Raw genomic sequence first — 19,004 nt, forward strand, 5'->3', positions numbered from 1 at the left:
TGCCCCAGCCGTCGGGTCGCGCATCTACAGGAGAATCCAGCACATGTTCGATCAGGAAGACAGCGAGCTCAACGTCGTGATGGGCGTGGTGTTCGGCATCATCGCGCTGGTCATCGCCTTCGTCATCGGCCTGGCCGCCAACCAGCTGGGCGGAAAGCAGGCGGCGCCGGCGCTTGCAGCGCACGGTGCAGGTGAGGTCGCCTTTGTGGACGTCGCCGAAGTCGGCGAACCGCTGGTGAAGATCTACTTCGAGCTCGGCCAGGCCGCGCTGCCGGCGACCGCCGACGAGCAGATCGCCACCGTCGCCTCGGCACTGGCAGCCACACCAACGGCCAGCGCACTGTTGTCCGGCTACCACGATGAGACCGGCGGCGCAGCGGTCAACGCCGAAGTGGCGAAGAACCGCGCCCTGTCGGTGCGCGACGCCCTCGTCGCCGCCGGTGTGCCCACCGAGCGCGTGCTGATGCGCCGCCCCGCCGTCACCCTCGGCGGCAGCGACGCCGCGGAGGCGCGCAGGGTCGAGGTACGGGTGCAGTAAGCGCACCACGGCACGCGAACAAGACTCGAAAGCCGGGCATGCCCGGCTTTTTCGCACAAGAGAGGAACGGCGCTATGAAGCGACTCGATGGCAAGACCGCCTTGGTGACGGGCGCCGCGCGCGGCATCGGGGCTGCGATTGCCACGACCTTTGTTGAAAATGGCGCCTTCGTCTATCTGAGCGACATCAACGAAGACATGGGCCAGGCGCTAGCCGCCGCCCTGGGTGCCAATGCGCGCTACCTACACCTCGACGTGCGCGAAGAACCCCATTGGCAGGCGGCCATGGCGCAGATCCTTGGCGAAGCTGCGGGCCTGAACGTCCTGGTCAACAACGCAGGGATCACCGGATTCGAGGACGGCTGCCTGGCGCACGACCCCGAACATGCCTCGCTCGCGGATTGGCATGCCGTGCATCGCACGAATCTGGACGGCGTGTTTCTCGGCTGCAAGCACGCCATTCAGGCGATGCGCCAATCGGCAAGCACGGGCTCGATCATCAATGTGTCCTCGCGCTCCGGCCTGGTCGGCATCCCCGGCGCCGCGGCCTATGCCTCGTCAAAGGCCGCCGTGCGCAACCATACGAAGACCGTGGCGCTCTACTGCGCCGAGCAGGGCTTGCCGATCCGGTGCAACTCGATCCACCCCGCCGCCGTGCTGACACCCATGTGGGAACCGCTCCTGGGCGAGGGTCCGGAGCGCGAGATCAGAATGCGCGAGTTCGTCCAGGATTGCCCCCTGCGACGCTTCGGGCGGCCGGAGGAGGTCGCCGCCGTAGCCGTGATGCTCGCCTCCGACGAGGCCGCCTACATGAACGGGGCGGAACTCAACATCGATGGCGGCATCCTCGCTGGCGCCGTTGCGGCACCTGCATCATCTCGGCAGTAGCCTGACGCCGTCGGGTGGTGGGTAAAGCGGCCTGCCGAGTTGCTTCTCCACCGCCCCGCGCTCGCGATGCGGCACATGGCACGTCTCGGTCATCAGCCCGCGCCCCGCGCAGTCCTGACGAAGAACCCGAGGGCCACAGGCCGAGCAGCGGGTGCTCTGGCCAAGCGGGCGCAGCGCTTGTTCAAGCTTGGGGAGAGCCCGGACGATGGCGTCGTACGTGCCGCCGCAGCGCTCGCAGGTCTCCCCTTCCGGCGTCACGAGTCGCTGCCAAAGGATGTTCAGGATCTTCATGGTGATCGGGATCGCTGAAGGGCGGACGGTGGCGGACAACGAGATGTCTAGATGATCGGAGTCGGCAGCTTGCACCCCGGAGCGACATTCGTCATCTCGATGGTGCAGCGGCGGGTCTCTGAGCGGAGACGACCTTCAAAACAAGGCGCAATCGCGCGGCTGTGCTCGCCCAGGTTCTATGTCCAGCGGTAGGCACTGCCAGACTCACAACTCGCCGTGATGACTGAGGTAACGCCGGATTGCGTGAACGACCTCATCGGCGCTTGCATGGGCCCCCACTTCGATCCCGAGCGCCCGCGCAAGCTCACGCGCCTTCGATAGGTTCAGGTGTGCTCCTCCCCGCTCGGCTGCCTTGACCAATTCTCGCGCCCGCTCGAGATCTTCGGCCGACTGCCGCTTGAATTGACTCAGGATCCAGTTGAGCATTTCGCAGAGGCCATTTCGGAGACGACACGATGAGATGGACCACAGACTGCCGGACAGCAGTCACCAGCGGCTTGGCCGGCTAGCGTCTGCGCCCACTGGCCGCAAACGCCTCCACCTTCTTGGTGGGCCCGGAGACGATCAGCAGATCGCCGGGCAGCACGACACTGCTGGGCTTGCCGTGTTGGAAGTCCTCGTGCGCGCGCTTGATGCCGACCACCGTGACGCCGAAGCGCTCGCGCACCAGGGACTCGGCGAGCGAGAGGTCGTACGTCGCTGGCGGCGCCTGGATCTTCGCGATCGCAAAGCCGTCGTCGAATTCAATGTAGTCCATCATTCGCCCGCTGATGAGGTGGGCGACGCGCTCACCCATGTCGGCCTCGGGGTAGACGACGTGATGCGCACCGATGCGCTCGGCGATCTTGCCGTGCTCGGGCGTCATGGCCTTGACCCAAATATCCGGGATTTCCAGCTCGGTCAGCGCCATCACAGTCATCAGACTCGCGGCCAGATCGCCACCGATACCCACGATGGCGTGCGAGAAGTCCGCCACTCCGAGTTGTCGCATGGTCATCGCGTTGGTCGAATCGGCCTGGACTGCGTGGGTCAGCAGGTCCGCCCACGCATGCACCGGTTCGGCATCACGGTCGATCCCCATCACGTCGTGCCCGAGTTGCATCAGGGAGTCGGCCACGGCGCCACCAAAGCGCCCCAGACCGATCACGACCACACTGTCGCCCTTCGAGAAGGCGAACTGCTCTGTAAATAGCCTAGCCAACAACGGGATGCTCCTCTGGATAGCGGAAGGGCATGCGATGCTCGCCCAGCGCGAGCGATGCCGCCAATGTGATCGTTCCAACCCGGCCGACGTACATCAGCAGGACCAGCATCAGCTGTGCCGATTCGGGCAGCTCAGCGGTGATGCCGGTGGACAGGCCCACGGTTGCAAACGCCGAGATCACCTCGAAGATGACCTTGTCGGTCGCGATGTCGGTCGTGTGGAGGATAAACACCGTACCCAGCACGATCACCGCGCTGCTGAGAACAAGTACGGTGATGGCCTGGCGCTGGGCCGAATGGCTGATACGCCGACCGAAAGCCTCCGTATCCATCCGCCCCCGGATCTCGGCGATCACAAGCATCACCAGGATCATCGCCGTACCCACCTTGACACCACCAGCCGTTCCGGCACTGCCGCCGCCGATGAACATCAGGAAGTAGTGCACCCCGAGGCTCTCGTGCGTCAGCCCGCCGATATCGATCGAATTGAATCCGGCCGTGCGTGCCGACACCGACGCGAAGATCGCCGACAGCAACTTGTCCCCGGTGGCCATTGGACCGAGCGTGCGCGGATTGGACCACTCGAAGCCAAGCAGCAGGATCGTGCCGCCCACCAACAGCACGGCCGTGCCCACGAGCGTGAGCTTGGTATGCACCGACCAATGGTGCGGGGTCGTAAACTTCCTGCGCAGATCATTAAGGACAGGAAAACCCAAACCACCGACAACAATCGCAAACATGATGGGGGCGAGGGTCGCGCCGTCGCTCGCGTAGCGCATCAGGCCATCCGCGTGGATCGAGAACCCCGCGTTGTTGAAGGCAGACACGGCGTGGAAGAGGCCGCTCCAAGCAGCATCGGCCCAGTCCAACTCATAGCCGATACGCAAACGCAGCAATAACGCCAGTGCGACGATCAACTCGACGATCAAGGTCACGACAAGCACGAGTTTGGCCACGCTGGTGACGTCACCGATACCGACGGCGTGTGTTTCGGCTTGCGCCGTTAACCGTGTGCGCAAGCGCAAGGAGCGGTTGACCATGAGCCCGAGCAGCGTGGCGACCGTCATCATGCCGAAGCCCCCGACCTGGAACAGCGCCATGATCACCCACTGCCCGAACGACGACCAGTAAGTGCCCGTATCCACCGTCACCAGGCCGGTCACGCACACAGCCGATACCGAGGTGAACAGCGCGGTAAGCCAAGGCGTGGCGACGGCATCTGCGCGAGCGATCGGCAACATGAGCAACGCGGTTCCGATCAGGATCGTGATCAGGAACGCGAGCGGAACGACACGTGCCGGGTGCTGGACCTCACGAATCTTCAATTCGCACCATCCTTCGAGTCATGCTGCGGCGCGGAAAAAAACGCACATCGGGTGCGAATCATACGCCCGGCGGGTGGGAATTGCCCGGGTCAAAACCTTGTCGCCGCTAAACATGAAGCAGTGGATGGTCATGCATAGGCCGCACTCTCGGTTAGTTGAGGTCGTATGTGCGACAGACCTCCGCGCTGTTCATCCCGAGGCAAACCGGCTCTCCGGCAAGTTCGTGGTCGAAGCTGCCACTCTGGCTGCAGGAATGCGTGGGACTTGAGAGGCCGCTTGTGGCCGAATGTGTGGGTCCGCGTTGAGCGCATCCAACCTCTACCGTTTGTTCTTCGCCCGAATATAGAGCATCTTACTTGTCCCACCCGGCGCAGCCCTGCTTCCGAGCTCCCGCGCGATGTGCAAGGCTTCGCCCTGCCACCCCGATTCTCTGGCGGCACCCCGGCATCCCGCAGTTGTTGCAGCGCCCCGAGGGGCGGGCGCAGCTGGAAGGCTTCAGCGCGCGGCGGCCTGGAGCCTCGCCTACCGCCCCACCCAGCCGCCACAGACCGGAAACACCTGGCCGACGAAACAGTCCGCGGCCGGGCTGCACAGGTAGGCCGCGAACAGCGCATCCTCGCGCGCAGACACCAGCCGGCCCAGCGGCACCTCGCGCGCCAGCCGCTCCTGGAAGCGCGGGTTGGCCTGCACCTCGGGCGGGAAGTAGGTCGGGTTGTCGACGAAGTTCTGCGCGACGGCATTGACCTGCACGTTGTGCGCGGCCAGTTCCATGCCGATCGCCTGCACATAGGCCAGTTGCGCGCCGCGCGCGGCACTGTAGGTGGAGGCGCGCTTCATGCCGCGCAGGGCCGAGGCGCTGCCCATGAGCAGGATCTTGCCCGCACGGCGCTCGACCATGGCCGGCGCAGCGGCGCGCACCAGGCGTGGCAGCGGGTCGACCAGCGCAGCGAAGACGTCGCGCCATTCGGCATCGGTGACCTCGATCGCGGCGGTCGATGGGGCCTTGATGGCCAGGTTGGCGACCACGACGTCGATGTGCCCGGCCGCGCGCACCACGCGCTCGGCCGCATCGACCACGGCAAGATCATCGGCGCTGGCGACGACCTCCGCGCCCTGCTCGGCGAAGACTTCGCACAGCACGGGGCCCATGAAGGCATCGGCCTGGGTGATGAGGACGCGCTTGCCGGCGAGTGCGTTTTCCATGGTCTGTTTCCCCCGCGTGGTTACAGCGCCGGCAAATTCGGGCTGCGTCCCCTTACTTATAGCAAGCAGACGCGCGCTCGGCTTGCGCTCGCGGCGGGCAGCGAAGCGCGCGAATCGGCACTATCGGGGAGAAACGGGCCGGTTCGGCTACGGCTCAGGGCAGCGCGCTGAGGAAGGATCTCACCATGGCAACGACTTCCGCCTCGCGCTCGCGATGCGGCACATGGCGCGTCTCGGCCATCAGCGCCAGCTGCGCCGGGCCGGCGCTGAGCTCGGCAATCAGCGCCGGATGCGCCGGGGAGCCGTACTCGTCGTCGATGCCGTGGATCACCAGGCTCGGACACTTAACCTCGGGCAGCACGGCGCGCAACGACCAGGCTGCGAAGTCCGGGTGCAGCCAGGAGCCGATCCAGGCGTCGAGCACCCAGCGCGCCTTGTCACCGTGGTAGCGCGCGAGACGTTCGACCTGGCCGGGGTCCTTGAACAGCTCGCGCGCGTCCTCGATCCCTGCGACGGTGCGGTCCTCGACGAAGGCCTGGGCGGATTCGGTGATCAGGGCGACGCATGCCGCGGCATGACGCACGGCGCAATTCACCGCCATGCCGCCGCCCACGCTATGGCCGAAGACGATGAAGCGCGCGAGATCGAGCTGGTCGATGACGGCGGCGAAGTCAGCTTCGGCCTCATCGGCGATGAAATCCTGCGCCAGCCTGCCCGGATGCGGGTCGGAGCGGCCGAAACCAAGGCGGTCATAGGCGAACACCTGGCGGCCAGTGGCCTTGCACAGCTCGGCAGGAAAGCCGCGCCACAGCTCGACGCTGCCGAGCGAGTCGTGCAACAGCACGATCGGCGCCCGCGCCGAAGGCTCGGTAGGCATCCAGCTGCGCACGAAGAGGCGGCCCTGGCGGCCGTCGACCCAGGCGTCCTGGCTCGTTGTGTGTTGTGGTTTCGCGTTCAAGCGGGAGTCCAGACAGGGAAGGTCAGCGTTGCGGGTCGGCGCGATTGCCCTCGTCCATGCGGCGGATCGCCTGCTCGCCCTGGATGGCGAGCGCGGCGAGGCGGTCGATCTGGGCGTCGAGCCTGGGCAGGGCCTCCTGGCGGTAGCGCGACAGGTCGTCGATGGCGCCAATGACGTCGGCAAAGGCCTGCTCGAGCTGACCCATGTCGAGCATGGTCGAAGCGGCACGCTTCTGGATGTCCACGCCCTGGGTGCGCAGCGCCTGGGCGGTGCCGGCAATGAGTGCAGAGGTCGTGTCGTTGAGCGCTGCGACGCGGTCGAGCACCAGGCGCTGGTTGGCGAGGCCCAGCGCCACCGTGACGGCGACGTTGAGCGCCGACACCGTGACGTTGATTGCGCGGTCCACGCCACGGATCAGCTCGCGATTATTGCGGATCACCACCTCGAGCGCGAGCACGCCCTGCTGGCTCACCGCCACCTGTTGCTGCAGGTCGATGATGCGCTGGCGCAGCGGGAACAGGAGCTCCTCCTCGACGAAGGCGCGGCGCGCTGCGGGCAGGCCGGTGGCCGCGGCCTCGCGGGCGAGGCGGCGGTCGATCATGCGGCCGAGTTCGACCTGGCGCTCGAGCTGGGCGAGGATGGCGCGCAGGGACTGCTGGTCGTCGGCCAGGGTGAGATTGTCGCGGCGCAGCATGTCGGCACCCGCCTGCAGGTCGCGGATGATGGCGTCGAGTGCATCCTGTGCCTTCTCGTACTTCTGGAAGTAGCGCTGCATCGGCTTGCCGACGCCGGGGATGAAGGACAGCGCACGCGACAGGCCGTCGCCACTCAGCGTCTGGCGCGCAGGGTCGAGGTCCTGCATCTTGTCGCGCAAGGCCATCAGGGCCTGGGCCACCGGGCCGCCTTCGTCGCCCTGATGGGCAAGCTTGCGGATCGGCGCCTGCAGCATCTCGCTGCGCCAGGCGGCCTGGCGCTGCAACTCGACGCCCATGGCGTCGACCGCCTCGCGCTGGCGCTGCAGCTCGGCCTCGTCGACGGCGAGGACATCGCGCACGAAGGCGTCGGCGGTGGCGGCGAGTTGGGCGTCTTCGGGCGCCTCCGCAGGCTGGGGCGGCACCGCTTCGCGCGCGATGTCCTCGATCGGGGGCAGTGACAGGCTCATTGCAACACTCCTCGGTTCATGGCTGGCGACCGTACAGACCGGCACGCTCGGCAAAGCGGCGCAGCTCTTGCAACGCCTGCTCCATGTTGCCCGCACTGCCGGACTGTGTGCGGCCAGTGTCGATGCGGGCGACCGCGACCGCAACATGGTCGAGCGCGGTGAGCGCGGCCTCGTTGCCGGCGGCAATCTCGGCCAGCCGGCGCTCGGTCTCATCGGCAATCGCCAGCCGGCGCTGCAGCGCTTCGCGCTCGGTGGGATTGAGGCGCGCGGGGGCGCGCTCGAGGCGCTCGCGCACGAAATCGGCATCCAGGCCGGCGCTGCCGTGCACCAGCTCGACCATCGCACCCAGCCCGGCGCTGGCCTCGCGACCTACCTCGGCGACCAGGCCACGGGCGCGCTCGTAGGTGAGCTCGCGCGTATCGAACTTGTCGTCCAGCACGGCGAGCGCGCGCTGGTAGCGGGTGAACAGGCGGTCGGCCTGCACGGCGAGGTCGGGGCGGCGCAGGCCGACAAGCTCGCGCTTGACCTCCCACAGCTGCAGCACCACCGCATCGGCGTTGGTAGGCGCGAGGGCGGGGTCGAGGGTAAGCAGGTCGCGCTCGCGGTGCGCCTGGGCCAGTTCGTCGCACTGGCGCTCCCGGATAGCGGCACGTTCGCGCCCCGCCCGTGCCGCACGCCAGCGCCACCAGCGCCGCTCAAGGAAAAGCGCTGTCGGCACCGCGACCAGACCGGCGAGCCAGCCGCCCAGGCTGGCACCGAACCCACCCCACAGCGAGGTCAGGAACAACAGCATCGCCAGCGCAGGCATCGCCACCGCGTAACGCAGGATCACCTGCCAGCGCGTGGCAAGCTCTTCCGGCACGGCCAGGCGCGGATCGTACAGCCCGGCCACGAACCAGGGCACGAAGGTGACGAACAGGCCAAAGGCGAAGCCCTGCAGGAATTCGAACATCGATGCCTCCGCTTCCCGGCGCCCGGGTGCCCTCAGGTCGGTCCGTTCTTCGCCTCGGCGGGCGAGGCGCCCTGATCCGAGCGTTCGTTGTGGCGCCTGGCGATGGCCGTCTTCCGTCGCCCGCTCAGCCGCGCAAGGCGGGGTTGAGCGTATACGTGCCTGTCAGCTTCGCCTCGGCGAGCACATGGCCGGCAATCGCCGCACGCACGTCCTGGCCCGTGAAGCGCCCATCCACGGCACAACGCGGCACGTCCAGCGCGTAGAGCGTGAACACGTAGTGGTGGATGATCTCGTCGTTCCACGGCGGACAAGGGCCGTCATAGCCGTGGTAGTCGCCCTTCATCGCCTCGTCACCGGCAAACCTGGCGGTGTAGTCATTGACGCCGTGGCGTGCGCCGAGCGCAGTCTCGGGCCCGGGCTTGCCGCCGGGCGTGACCTCGCCCGAGAAATGGCCGGCGTCGATCGCGCGCAGGTCGGCGGGCAGGTCGACCACCACCCAGTGGAAGAAATCGACACGCGGCAGGCTGGCGGGCACGCTGCGCCCCTCCTGATTCACGTCGTCACCCTTGCTGGGCACATCGGGGTCGTGGCAGATCAGCACGAAGGACTGCGTACCCGCCGGCACCTCTGCCCACGACAGCTGCGGATTGCGGTTGCCGCCCAGGCAGACGTGACCTTCGTCGGCCGGAATGCAGAACGCGAACTCGCCCGGGATGGGGGCGCCGTCGGTGAAGCTCTGGCTGCTGAGTTTCAAGGCTGTCTCCTCGCTGGTTGAAGCTTGTTGGGAAGGCTGTTCGGCATCGCAGGCGCGCACATCACGGGGCCGCGCCTCAGGGCGCCTCGCACAGGCAGTGCAGGTACATGTGCTGAGGATCGTTCCAGCGCAGCAGTTCGCCCGCCGCCGTCTGCACCTCGTCGATGACGAGCGCGAGCGCCCCCGGACGCGAGCCACCGCCCAACTGCAGGCCAAGTTCGATGCCAAGCTCCTCGCCAGCACGCATCAGGCGGCGCAGCAGGCGCTGCTCGAAGGATTCGCGGGCCTCGGGCCACACCACCTCGTAACGCTCGATGCCTGCACGCCGCGCTGCCGCATCGACCGCCGCCTGCAGGCCACCGAGCTGGTCGACGAGGCCAAGCTCGGCCGCCGCTGCACCCGTCCACACCCGGCCACGCGCGACCGCATCGACTTCGTCGGGGGTCATGCCACGCGCCCGCGCGACCGTCTCCAGGAAGCGGCGGTAGCCGTGCTCGATGCTGAGCTGCATCGCATCGGCTGCCACCGGATCGAGCGGCCGGCGCGGGTCGAGGGCGCCAGCCAGCGGCGCGGTGGCCACGCCATCGACGCCGATACCCAGGCGGCGCAGCGGCTCCGCAAACTCGGGGAACATGCCGAAGATGCCGATCGAACCGGTCACGGTGGCCGGCGCTGCCCAGATCTCGTCGGCCCCGGCCGCAATCCAGTAGCCGCCCGAGGCGGCGACCGAACTCATCGAGGCGATCACCGGCTTGCCCGCCTGACGGGTGAGCTCGAGCTCGTGGCGAATGAGCTCGGACGCCCAGGCGCTGCCGCCGGGGCTGTCGATACGCATCACCAGGGCCTTGATGCTGTCGTCCTCGCGCACCGAGCGGATCAGGCGCGCGAAGGTGTCGCCAGCCACGACGCCGGAAGGCTCCATGCCATCGACGATGGTGCCCTGGGCGACGATGACGGCGATGCGCTCGTCCGCGCTGTCTGCCTCCTGGCCGACCAGTGCCAGGTAGCGGCCGACGCCGATGCGGCGGATGTCATCATTGTCGGGATCCTTGCCGACCCGTTCGATGAGGCGGGCGCGCCATTCGTCGCGGGTGCTGAAACGATCGACCAGCCCGGCAGCCAAAGCCGCCTGCGCCGCATCACCGGCGCTCGCAGCGAGCGCGTCGCGGATACCGTTTACATGCGCGTCGACCGCCTCAGGGCTCAGCTTGCGGCTGGCGGCAATGTCGTCGCGCATCACCTGCCACAGGCCTTGCAGCAGATCGCGCGAGGACTCGCGATCCTCATCGGACATGTCGCTGCGGGTGAAGGGCTCGGAGAAGGACTTGTACTCGCCGACGCGGAACACATGCACCTTCACGCCGAGGCGATCGAGCGCGTCCTTGAAATAGGTGCCGTAGCGCGCCAGGCCGCGCAGCAGTACGAAACCGTCCGCCGACAGGTGCAGTTCGTCGGCCACCGACGCAAGGTAGTACTGCGACTGGGTGAAGCGTTCGCCGCGCGCCAGCACGGGCTTGCCCGAGGTCTTGAAGTCCTCGATGGCGGCACGAAGCTCGGCGAGCTTGGACAGGCCACCACCAACCAGTTCGTCGGTCTCGATCACCAGCGCGGCAATGCGCTTGTCGTCGCGGGCCGCCTTCACCGCCTCGACCAGGTCGGCAAGCCGCATCTGGCCGGCCGGCGCGCCGCCAGCGCGCAGCAGCGCGAGCGGCGGCTCGAGCGCGGCCTGCTCGACGATCATCCCCACCGGACGCAGTACCAGCGCCGAGCCCTCCCGCACCGCCGGCTCGGGGCGCAGGAAAAAGGCGACGAGGGCGCCGATGCCGAAGATCATCAGCGCATAGAAGGCGCCGCGCACGACGAGGTCGAGCAGGCGCACGAACATGCGCAGCATGTTGAAGAGAAAGCGGAACAGGCCTCGTATCACGCCTTGGGGTCCTTGCTCGGATGGGTCGGTCGGGCTGCGTCGGTGGGGGCAGGATCAGTCGCTACGACGGCGATACACCAGGTCCCACACGCCGTGTCCCAGCCTGAGACCACGGTTTTCGAATTTCGTCAGCGGGCGATAGTCGGGTCGCGGCGCGAAACCGTCGGCGGTGTTCTGCAGCAGGGGTTCGGCCGAGATGATCTCGAGCATCCAGTGCGCGTAGTCCTCCCAGTCGGTTGCGCAGTGGAAGTAGCCGCCCGGAGCGAGCTTCTGCGCCACCAGGGCGACGAAGTCCGGCTGCACGATGCGACGCTTGAAATGCCGCTTCTTGCGCCAGGGGTCGGGGAAGAACAGATGCACACCCGCGAGCGCGCCGTCGGCGATCATGTCGCGCATGACCTCGACCGCGTCGTGCTGCATGATGCGCAGATTGCCCAGGTTGCCCTCGGCGATCAGCTTGCACAGCGCACCCACGCCAGGGGTATGGACTTCGATGCCGAGGAAATCGCGGTCGGGCATCGCCGCAGCGATGCGCGCCGTGGTCTCGCCCATGCCGAAGCCGATCTCGAGGATCTTCGGCGCCTGGCGTCCAAAGGCCGCATCCAGATCGAGCGGCCCGACGCGGTAGTCGATACCCACCTTGGGCAGCACCTCGTCGAGGTAGCGCTGCTGCGCCTCGGACATGCGCCCCTGGCGCAGCACGAAGCTGCGGATGCTGCGGCTGGAGAAGCGGTGCTCGGGGCTGTCGCGGCCGATGATCTCGACCTGCGCGTTGTGCGTCTCGCTCATGAACCGATCAGCCCCTGGGTCGGCGAGCTCGGGTCGGCCGAGTAGAACTTGCGTGGCATGCGCCCGGCGAGGAAGGCCTCGCGTCCGGCCTCGACCGCCTTCTTCATCGCGCTCGCCATCAGCACCGGACGGCCGGCGGCGGCGATCGCAGTGTTCATCAGCACGCCGTCGCAGCCAAGCTCCATGGCGATCGCCGCATCCGACGCGGTACCCACGCCGGCATCGACCAGCACCGGCACCTTGGCGTTGTCGATGATCAGGCGCAGGTTCCAGGGGTTGAGGATGCCCATGCCGGAGCCGATCAGCGAAGCCAGCGGCATGATTGCGCAGCAGCCGATGTCTTCCAGCATCTTCGCCTGGATGGGGTCGTCGGCGCAGTACACCATGACGTCGAAGCCATCCTTGACCAGGGTCTCGGCGGCTTTCAGCGTCTCGGGCATGTTGGGGAACAGGTTCTTGGGGTCGCCAAGCACCTCGAGCTTCACCAGGGCATGGCCGTCCAGCAGCTCGCGCGCCAGTCGCAGCGTGCGCACCGCGTCGTCGGCGGTGTAGCAGCCGGCGGTGTTCGGGAGGATGGTGAACTTCTCCGGCGGCAGCACGTCGAGCAGATTGGGTTCGCCCGGGTTCTGGCCGATATTTGTGCGGCGGATGGCGACGGTGACGATGTCGGCGCCGCTGGCGTCGATGGCTTCGCGCGTCTCGGCAAAGTCCTTGTACTTGCCGGTGCCGACAAGCAAGCGCGAACCGTAGGCCTTGCCGGCGATGACCAAGGGGTCGTTCATGATGGTATGAGCCTGTGCTGTTCCGTATTGTGGGGATGCGCGCGAGTGGCGCGCCTGGATCTTGTCGTGATCGCCGCGCCGGGCTCAGCCGCCGCCGACCGCAACGACAATTTCGAGCCTGTCGCCGTCGGCGAGTTTCACCTCTGCGTGACGAGCCTTGGGCACGATCTCGCCGTTGCGCTCGACCGCGAGGCGCTTGCCGGCGAGCCCGCGGGCCTCGAGCAGGGTGAGCACGGTGAGATCGGGAGCCAGCATCTCGGGCTGGCCGTTGAGGATGACCTGGATCATGGTGTTCGGAGGTATCGGCGGGCAAAAATCTTATCACGCCAGCGCGTTTGACTTTTGGCTGGCCCGGCGCTAACTTCCATCCACCTAGCGCCGATTTGATCAACAGCTTGCGGGCGCTCAACAAATACGGCTAAAGCGAGGGCACCCAGTCCGCGTTTGCAGCCGACTGGGTTTTTGTTTTTGCAGATGACGAAGATGATCCCTCCCCAATCGGTCGGCGTGGTCACGCCGCAGCGGGCCGAGTTCACCACGCCGCTTGCGCTGCGCGGCGGCGGCACGCTGGACAGCTACCACCTCATCTACGAGACCTACGGCACGCTCAATGCCGAGCGCAGCAACGCGGTGCTGGTATGCCATGCATTGTCGGGTTCGCACCATGTTGCCGGCACCTACGCCGACGCGCCGCACAACGTCGGCTGGTGGGACAACCTGGTCGGTCCGGGCAAGCCGCTCGACACGCGCAAGTTCTTCGTCATCGGGGTGAATAACCTCGGTGGCTGCTACGGCTCGTCCGGCCCCAACCAGATCAACCCCGCCACCGGCAAGCTGTGGGGCGCAGACTTCCCCTTCGTCACCGTCGAGGACTGGGTCGAGTCACAGGCTCGCCTGGCCGACCAACTCGGCATCCGCCGCTTCGCCGCGGTGGTGGGCGGCTCGCTCGGTGGCATGCAGGCGATGTCGTGGGCGCTGCAGTATCCCGAGCGCGTCGGCCATGTGGCGGTGATCGCCGCCGCACCCAAGCTCACCGCGCAGAACATCGCCTTCAACGAGGTGGCGCGCCAGGCCATCCTGACCGACCCCGAGTTCCACGGCGGCCACTACTACGAGCACGGCGTGGTGCCGGCGCGCGGGCTCAAGCTGGCGCGCATGGTGGGCCACATCACCTACCTGTCCGACGATTCGATGGCGGAGAAATTCGGCCGCAGCCTGCGCCACGGCCGCAACACCTACAGCTACGACGTCGAGTTCGAGATCGAATCCTACCTGCGCTACCAGGGCGACAAGTTCGCCGGCTACTTCGACGCCAACACCTACCTGCTGACCACCAAGGCGCTCGACTACTTCGACCCCGCTTTCGAATACGGCGGCAACCTGGACGCTGCCCTGGCGCGCGCCACGGCCGACTTCCTGGTGGTGTCCTTCACCACCGACTGGCGCTTCTCGCCCGCACGCTCGCGCGAGATCGTCTACGCGCTGCTGCACAACAAGCGCAACGTCAGCTACGCCGAGATCGACTGCCCGGCCGGCCACGACTCCTTCCTGCTCGACGAGACGCGCTACCACAAGCTGCTGTCGGCCTGGTTCGACCGCATAGAGGCATAAGATGACTGCGTACCGCTACGACTACGACGTGATCACCCAGTGGATCGAGCCCGGCGAGAAAGTGCTCGACCTCGGCTGCGGCGACGGCGAACTGCTGCGTCACCTGATGGAGGTCCGCCAGGTCCAGGGCTATGGCGTGGAGAACGACCCCGACAAGCTGCTCGGCAGCGTGAGGAACGGGGTGAATGTGATCCAGATGGACCTGGAAAAAGGCCTCGTCGGGCTCGAAGACGGCTTCTTCGACCACGTCATCATGAGTCTGTCGCTACAGGCCATGCACAACACCCAGGGCATCCTGCGCGAAATGCTGCGCGTGGGCCGCGAGGCGGTGGTGAGCTTTCCCAACTTCGGCTACTGGCGCCACCGCCAGAGCATCCTGAACGGCCGCATGCCGGTATCGGAGAGCCTGCCGCACCAGTGGTTCAACACGCCCAACGTGCGCTTCTTCACCATCGCCGACTTCGACGCCCTGTGCGAGATCAATGGCATCGCGGTGCGCGAGCGGCTGGCCTTCGACGAGGGCAAGCTGGTGCTGGAGGAACCCAACTTCCTCGCCAGTGTTGCGGTCTACCGGCTCGGCCTCGAGCGCTGAAACGAACTGCGGGGGCAGCCGCCCCCGCAGTTCCTTACCCGCAGCAGCCGGGTGACCTGTCGTTCAGCCCACCACGAACGAAACGACGTCGACACGAACGGCAGGACGGTCAAGCGCCGCCGCAACGACGACGGCAAACTTCTTGGCCCACTCGGCGCCCTGCTCGAAACGGCTCTCGCCGCCGTACTTGGCCACGTTGAGGATCATGTCGAGCACGAGCACCTTGCCCATCGGGTTCGACGGCGTACATTCGAGCGCCTCGAACTCCTTGGCCAACCAGCCACGCGCCTGATCCTTGGTCACGGCGGCAACCTCGCTCTCGTGCAACGAGAACTCATACTCACGCTCGGCGCCGAAAACGACGGTCACGTTATAGGACATGCAGACTTCCTCCTCGAAGCATTGGGTTCGACTGCGCGCATTGTTGGGGCAGATCGCCCCTGATTGCAAGAAAAGTACGGAATTGTGTTGACCTTGTCCGCTTCCGCCCTCCGCGGGTAACAGCCACCCCTTCATCGGCACGCTCTGGCAAACTGCCGGCGGGCGCATACGCGCCCCACCCGAAGACGCCCTCTAGCCGCCATGCCGCATCAAACCCCGGACCCCTCGCTGCCCGCCGAGCTGCAGATCGCCTACCTGGGCGGCGTGCTCGACCACCTGCCGCAAGGCATCAGCGTGTTCGACGCCGAACTGAAGCTGCTGTACTGGAATGCCCACTTTCTCGAGGTGCTCGACCTGCCCGCCGACGCGGTCCATGCCGGCGTACCGTTCGAGGATCTGATCATGTTCCCGGCTTCGCGCGGCGAGTACGGCCCCGGCGACCCGGTCGAACATGTGCGGGCGCGCAAGGCACTGGCGCTGCGCTTCGAAGCACATCGTTTCGAGCGCACCCGGCCCAACGGACGTACCCACCTGGTCTCGGGCGAACCCCTGCTGATCGACGGCCAGCTGGCCGGCTTCATCACGACCTACACCGACATCACCGACCGCAAGCGGATGGAAGAGGCGCTGCAGATCAGCCATGCCCGCCTCAGGAGCATCATCGACAACATCCCCGGCGGCGTCACGCTGTTCGACGACAACCTGCAGCTGCTCGCGTGCAACGATATGCTGCGCCGACTGCTCGATTTCCCAGACGCCCTGTTCGCCAATGGCCTGCCCTCGCTCGAGACGCTGTTCCGCTTCAACGCCGAACGCGGCGAGTACGGACCCGGCGACCCCGAGATCATCGTACGCGACCTGCTGGCGCGCGCGCGCCAGCGCATTCCGCACATCTTCGAGCGCGTGCGCCCGGACGGCACCGTGCTGCTGATCCAGGGCCAGGCACTGCAGGATGGCAGCTTCGTCACCGTCTATACGGACATCACCGAGCTGCGCCGGGCCGAGGAGCGCCTGAACCATCTCGCCCACCACGACCCGCTCACCGGGCTCGCCAATCGCCTCACGCTCGACGAACACATGCGCATGCGGGTCGCCGAGGGCACGCGCGACCAGCGCCGCTTTGCCGTGCTCTTCCTCGACCTCGACCGCTTCAAGACCATCAACGACTCCCTCGGCCACCAGATGGGCGATGCCTTGCTGGTGATGGTTGGTCGTCGCCTGCACGCCGCGGTGCGACAGACTGATCTCGTCGCGCGCCTGGGGGGCGACGAGTTCGTCGTCGTACTGAGCGCGGTCGAGCAGGAAGCGAGCATCGCCCACGTCGCGGCGAAGATCCTTACCGCGCTCTCCGCGCCCTACGTCGTCAATGGCGAAGTGCTGCACGCGCCACCCTCGATCGGCATCAGCGTGTTCCCAGACGACGCACAGGACGCGGTCTCGCTGCTGCGCAACGCCGACACCGCCATGTACCACGCCAAGGCCCAGGGGAGAGCCAACTACCAGTTCTACTCCGAAGAGCTCAACCGCTCGGCGATGGCACGCCTCGATCTCGAGCGCAAACTGCGCAACGCCGCTGCAGGCGGTGAGTTCGAGCTCTGGTACCAACCCCAGTACCGCGCGTGCGACGGCCAGGCGATCGGCGTCGAGGCCTTGCTGCGCTGGCGCCACCCTCAGGACGGATTGATCCCACCCGACCGCTTCATCCCCATCTGCGAAGACAACGGGATGATCCTCGACATCGGCCGCTGGGTCATGGAGAAAGCCTGCGCTCAGCTCGCCAGCTGGCGCAACGCCGGGCTTGCGCCACTGCGCATGGCGATCAATGTCTCAGCCCGCCAGCTGCGCGACACGCGCATCATCGATCTGCTCAGGGCGCAGATCGAGCGTCACGGCATCGGACCGGGCGAACTCGAGTTCGAGGTCACCGAGAGCAGCGTGATGGAGCGGCCCGACGAAGCCGCTTTCATCCTCGGGCGGATCAAGGCGCTCGGTGTCAGCCTGGCGATCGACGACTTCGGCACGGGGCATTCCTCGCTCGCCTACCTCAAGCGCTTCCCGCTCGACCGCCTGAAGATCGACCGCTCCTTCGTATCGGACATCGAGCACGATTGCAACGACGCGGCCATCGTCTCCGCAGCCATCTCGCTCGCCCATGGGCTCGGCCTCGAGGTCGTCGCCGAGGGCGTGGAGTCCGCCGTGCAGTGGGCGCAGCTGAAGGCACTTGGCTGCGACGAGCTGCAGGGCTATCACTTCTCGCGCCCGTTGCCGGCCGAGCAGCTCGAACCGCTGCTGCGCGCCGCGCTCAACCTGCCTGCAGCCGGGGCGACACCTGCTGACCCCCAGGATCCCGCATGCCCCTAGCCCGTCCCGCCTGGCTCACCGCCCTGCTCAACCGGCGGATGCTGATCTGCATCTTCACCGGCTTCGCTTCGGGCCTGCCGCTCTACCTGCTGCTCAACCTGGTGCCGGCCTGGCTCAAGACCGAGGGCCTGTCGCTGAAGGCGATCGGCGCCTTCGCACTGATCCAGTTCCCCTACACCTGGAAGTTCCTGTGGGCGCCCCTGCTCGATCGCTACGGCATCCTGCCCTGGCTGGGGCGGCGGCGCAGCTGGATGTTCGTCTCCCAGCTCGGCCTGCTGGCGTCCATCGCCTGGCTCGGCCAGCTCTCCCCGGTCGACCACCTGGCGCTGGTGGTCGGCCTCACGGCCGCGCTGGCGCTGCTGTCGGCGACCCAGGACATCGCGCTCGACGCCTTCCGCCGCGAGATCCTGCCCGATGCCGAGTTGGGGCTGGGCAACGCGATCCACGTCAACGCCTACCGCATCGCCGGCCTCGTACCAGGCTCGCTGTCGCTGATCCTGGCCGACCATCTGCCGTGGAGCCAGGTGTTCGTGATCACCGCCGCGTTCATGATCCCCGGCCTGGCGATGACGCTGCTGGTGAAGGAGCCACTCGCCGCGGCCGGCACGCCGCGCACGCTGCGCGACGCCGTGGTCGAGCCCTTCCGCGAGTTCTTCGGCCGCCACGGCGTGCAATCGGCGCTGCTGGTGCTCGCCTTCCTGTTCTTCTACAAGCTCGGCGACTCGCTGTGCACCGCGCTCGCCACGCCCTTCTACCTCGACATGGGCTACAGCAAGACCGAGATCGGCGTCATCGCCAAGAACGCCGGGCTGTGGCCGATGGTGATCGGCGGCATCCTCGGCGGCATCTGGATGCTCAAGCTCGGCATCAACCGCGCGCTGTGGATCTTCGGCGTTGTGCAGTTCGTCACCATCCTCGGCTTCGTCTGGATGGCCTGGCTGGGCCCGGGCGAGTCCACGCCGGCACGGCTGGTGGTGCTCGCCACGGTGATCGCCGGCGAGGCGATCGGCGCCGGGCTGGGTACCACCGCCTTCGTCGCCTTCATGGCGCGCAGCACGCATCCGGCCTACACGGCCACCCAACTGGCGCTGTTCACCAGCCTGATGGCGGTGCCGCGCACCTTCATCAACGCCACCGCCGGCTGGCTGGTCGAAGCGCTGGGCTGGACCAACTTCTTCTGGCTGTGCTTTGCGCTTGCGGTGCCGGGCATGCTGCTGCTGTTCAAGGTCGCGCCCTGGCACGGCGATCGCACCCCGCGCACGGAAGCCGCCACCGCCTGAAGCCACCG

At 67.0% G+C, this 19,004-nt stretch carries 20 protein-coding genes; 6 read left to right on the forward strand and 14 right to left on the reverse strand.

Annotation, left to right across the window (positions count from 1 at the left end; all coding sequences use genetic code 11):
* The first annotated feature begins 43 nt into the window (after positions 1-43).
* Together LQF09_RS19400 and LQF09_RS19405 are read left to right on the forward strand one after the other, a co-directional pair.
* The gene (locus LQF09_RS19400; protein ID WP_270068793.1) at positions 44-538 is read left to right on the forward strand and encodes an OmpA family protein; all 495 of its coding nucleotides are present in this window, start codon (positions 44-46) and stop codon (positions 536-538) included.
* Positions 539-576: 38 nt separating this feature from the next.
* Positions 577-1,425, forward strand: coding sequence for an SDR family oxidoreductase (locus tag LQF09_RS19405; RefSeq protein ID WP_270068794.1), 849 nt, complete (start codon positions 577-579; stop codon positions 1,423-1,425).
* Here LQF09_RS19405 and LQF09_RS19410 read toward each other — a convergent pair.
* The 13 genes from LQF09_RS19410 to thiS all read right to left on the reverse strand — a co-directional run bounded on the left by LQF09_RS19410 (position 1,411) and on the right by thiS (position 13,059).
* Complete coding sequence (locus LQF09_RS19410; RefSeq protein ID WP_270068795.1) at positions 1,411-1,716, reverse strand: DUF2703 domain-containing protein; 306 nt, start codon at positions 1,714-1,716, stop codon at positions 1,411-1,413. The genes LQF09_RS19405 and LQF09_RS19410 overlap by 15 nt on opposite strands.
* Before the next feature lie 204 nt (positions 1,717-1,920).
* Positions 1,921-2,142, reverse strand: coding sequence for a hypothetical protein (locus tag LQF09_RS19415; protein WP_270068796.1), 222 nt, complete (start codon positions 2,140-2,142; stop codon positions 1,921-1,923).
* Positions 2,143-2,221: 79 nt separating this feature from the next.
* On the reverse strand, positions 2,222-2,917 hold the full coding sequence (locus LQF09_RS19420) for a potassium channel family protein (protein WP_270068797.1): 696 nt from the start codon (positions 2,915-2,917) through the stop codon (positions 2,222-2,224).
* Complete coding sequence (locus tag LQF09_RS19425) at positions 2,910-4,244, reverse strand: TrkH family potassium uptake protein (protein WP_270068798.1); 1,335 nt, start codon at positions 4,242-4,244, stop codon at positions 2,910-2,912. The genes LQF09_RS19420 and LQF09_RS19425 overlap by 8 nt, the downstream gene beginning before the upstream one ends.
* Positions 4,245-4,766: 522 nt before the next feature.
* Positions 4,767-5,447: an SDR family oxidoreductase gene (locus LQF09_RS19430; protein WP_270068799.1), complete on the reverse strand. Its 681-nt coding sequence runs from the start codon at positions 5,445-5,447 to the stop codon at positions 4,767-4,769.
* Positions 5,448-5,601: 154 nt separating this feature from the next.
* Positions 5,602-6,324 carry an alpha/beta fold hydrolase gene (locus LQF09_RS19435; RefSeq protein WP_270069903.1) on the reverse strand — a complete coding sequence of 241 codons (723 nt, stop codon included), beginning with the start codon at positions 6,322-6,324 and terminating at the stop codon, positions 5,602-5,604.
* Positions 6,325-6,427: 103 nt separating this feature from the next.
* Entirely contained in the window at positions 6,428-7,567 is a 1,140-nt protein-coding gene (locus LQF09_RS19440) for a toxic anion resistance protein (protein ID WP_270068800.1), read from the reverse strand.
* Between the two features lie 16 nt (positions 7,568-7,583).
* The gene (locus tag LQF09_RS19445) at positions 7,584-8,519 is read right to left on the reverse strand and encodes a cobyrinic acid a,c-diamide synthase (protein WP_270068801.1); all 936 of its coding nucleotides are present in this window, start codon (positions 8,517-8,519) and stop codon (positions 7,584-7,586) included.
* Between the two features lie 124 nt (positions 8,520-8,643).
* Complete coding sequence (locus tag LQF09_RS19450; protein WP_270068802.1) at positions 8,644-9,273, reverse strand: YbhB/YbcL family Raf kinase inhibitor-like protein; 630 nt, start codon at positions 9,271-9,273, stop codon at positions 8,644-8,646.
* Positions 9,274-9,349: 76 nt separating this feature from the next.
* Complete coding sequence (gene sppA, locus LQF09_RS19455) at positions 9,350-11,200, reverse strand: signal peptide peptidase SppA (RefSeq protein WP_270068803.1); 1,851 nt, start codon at positions 11,198-11,200, stop codon at positions 9,350-9,352.
* 54 nt (positions 11,201-11,254) lie between these two features.
* Complete coding sequence (gene trmB, locus LQF09_RS19460; RefSeq protein WP_002926113.1) at positions 11,255-11,989, reverse strand: tRNA (guanosine(46)-N7)-methyltransferase TrmB; 735 nt, start codon at positions 11,987-11,989, stop codon at positions 11,255-11,257.
* A complete protein-coding gene (locus tag LQF09_RS19465; protein ID WP_002926116.1) occupies positions 11,986-12,771 on the reverse strand; it encodes a thiazole synthase in 786 nt (261 codons plus the stop codon). Before LQF09_RS19465 ends, trmB begins: the two co-directional genes overlap by 4 nt.
* 84 nt (positions 12,772-12,855) lie before the next feature.
* Positions 12,856-13,059, reverse strand: coding sequence for a sulfur carrier protein ThiS (thiS, locus tag LQF09_RS19470; RefSeq protein WP_002926118.1), 204 nt, complete (start codon positions 13,057-13,059; stop codon positions 12,856-12,858).
* Between the two features lie 195 nt (positions 13,060-13,254).
* Between thiS and metX the strand changes: the two genes are divergently transcribed.
* A complete protein-coding gene (gene metX, locus LQF09_RS19475; protein ID WP_270068804.1) occupies positions 13,255-14,382 on the forward strand; it encodes a homoserine O-succinyltransferase MetX in 1,128 nt (375 codons plus the stop codon).
* A gap of 1 nt (position 14,383) precedes the next feature.
* Positions 14,384-14,974, forward strand: coding sequence for a methionine biosynthesis protein MetW (gene metW / locus LQF09_RS19480; protein WP_002926122.1), 591 nt, complete (start codon positions 14,384-14,386; stop codon positions 14,972-14,974).
* A 63-nt stretch (positions 14,975-15,037) separates the two neighbouring features.
* Here metW and LQF09_RS19485 read toward each other — a convergent pair whose 3' ends face one another.
* On the reverse strand, positions 15,038-15,355 hold the full coding sequence (locus tag LQF09_RS19485) for a hypothetical protein (protein WP_002926124.1): 318 nt from the start codon (positions 15,353-15,355) through the stop codon (positions 15,038-15,040).
* Between the two features lie 201 nt (positions 15,356-15,556).
* On the opposite strand from LQF09_RS19485, the gene LQF09_RS19490 reads away from it, so the two are divergent.
* Positions 15,557-17,716, forward strand: a complete 2,160-nt coding sequence (locus LQF09_RS19490) for a putative bifunctional diguanylate cyclase/phosphodiesterase (RefSeq protein ID WP_270068805.1) — start codon at positions 15,557-15,559, stop codon at positions 17,714-17,716.
* Complete coding sequence (locus tag LQF09_RS19495) at positions 17,707-18,996, forward strand: AmpG family muropeptide MFS transporter (protein WP_002926128.1); 1,290 nt, start codon at positions 17,707-17,709, stop codon at positions 18,994-18,996. Before LQF09_RS19490 ends, LQF09_RS19495 begins: the two co-directional genes overlap by 10 nt.
* Positions 18,997-19,004 lie beyond the last annotated feature (8 nt).

This window comes from Thauera sp. WB-2 (assembly GCF_027594845.1).
Classification (GTDB): domain Bacteria; phylum Pseudomonadota; class Gammaproteobacteria; order Burkholderiales; family Rhodocyclaceae; genus Thauera; species Thauera mechernichensis.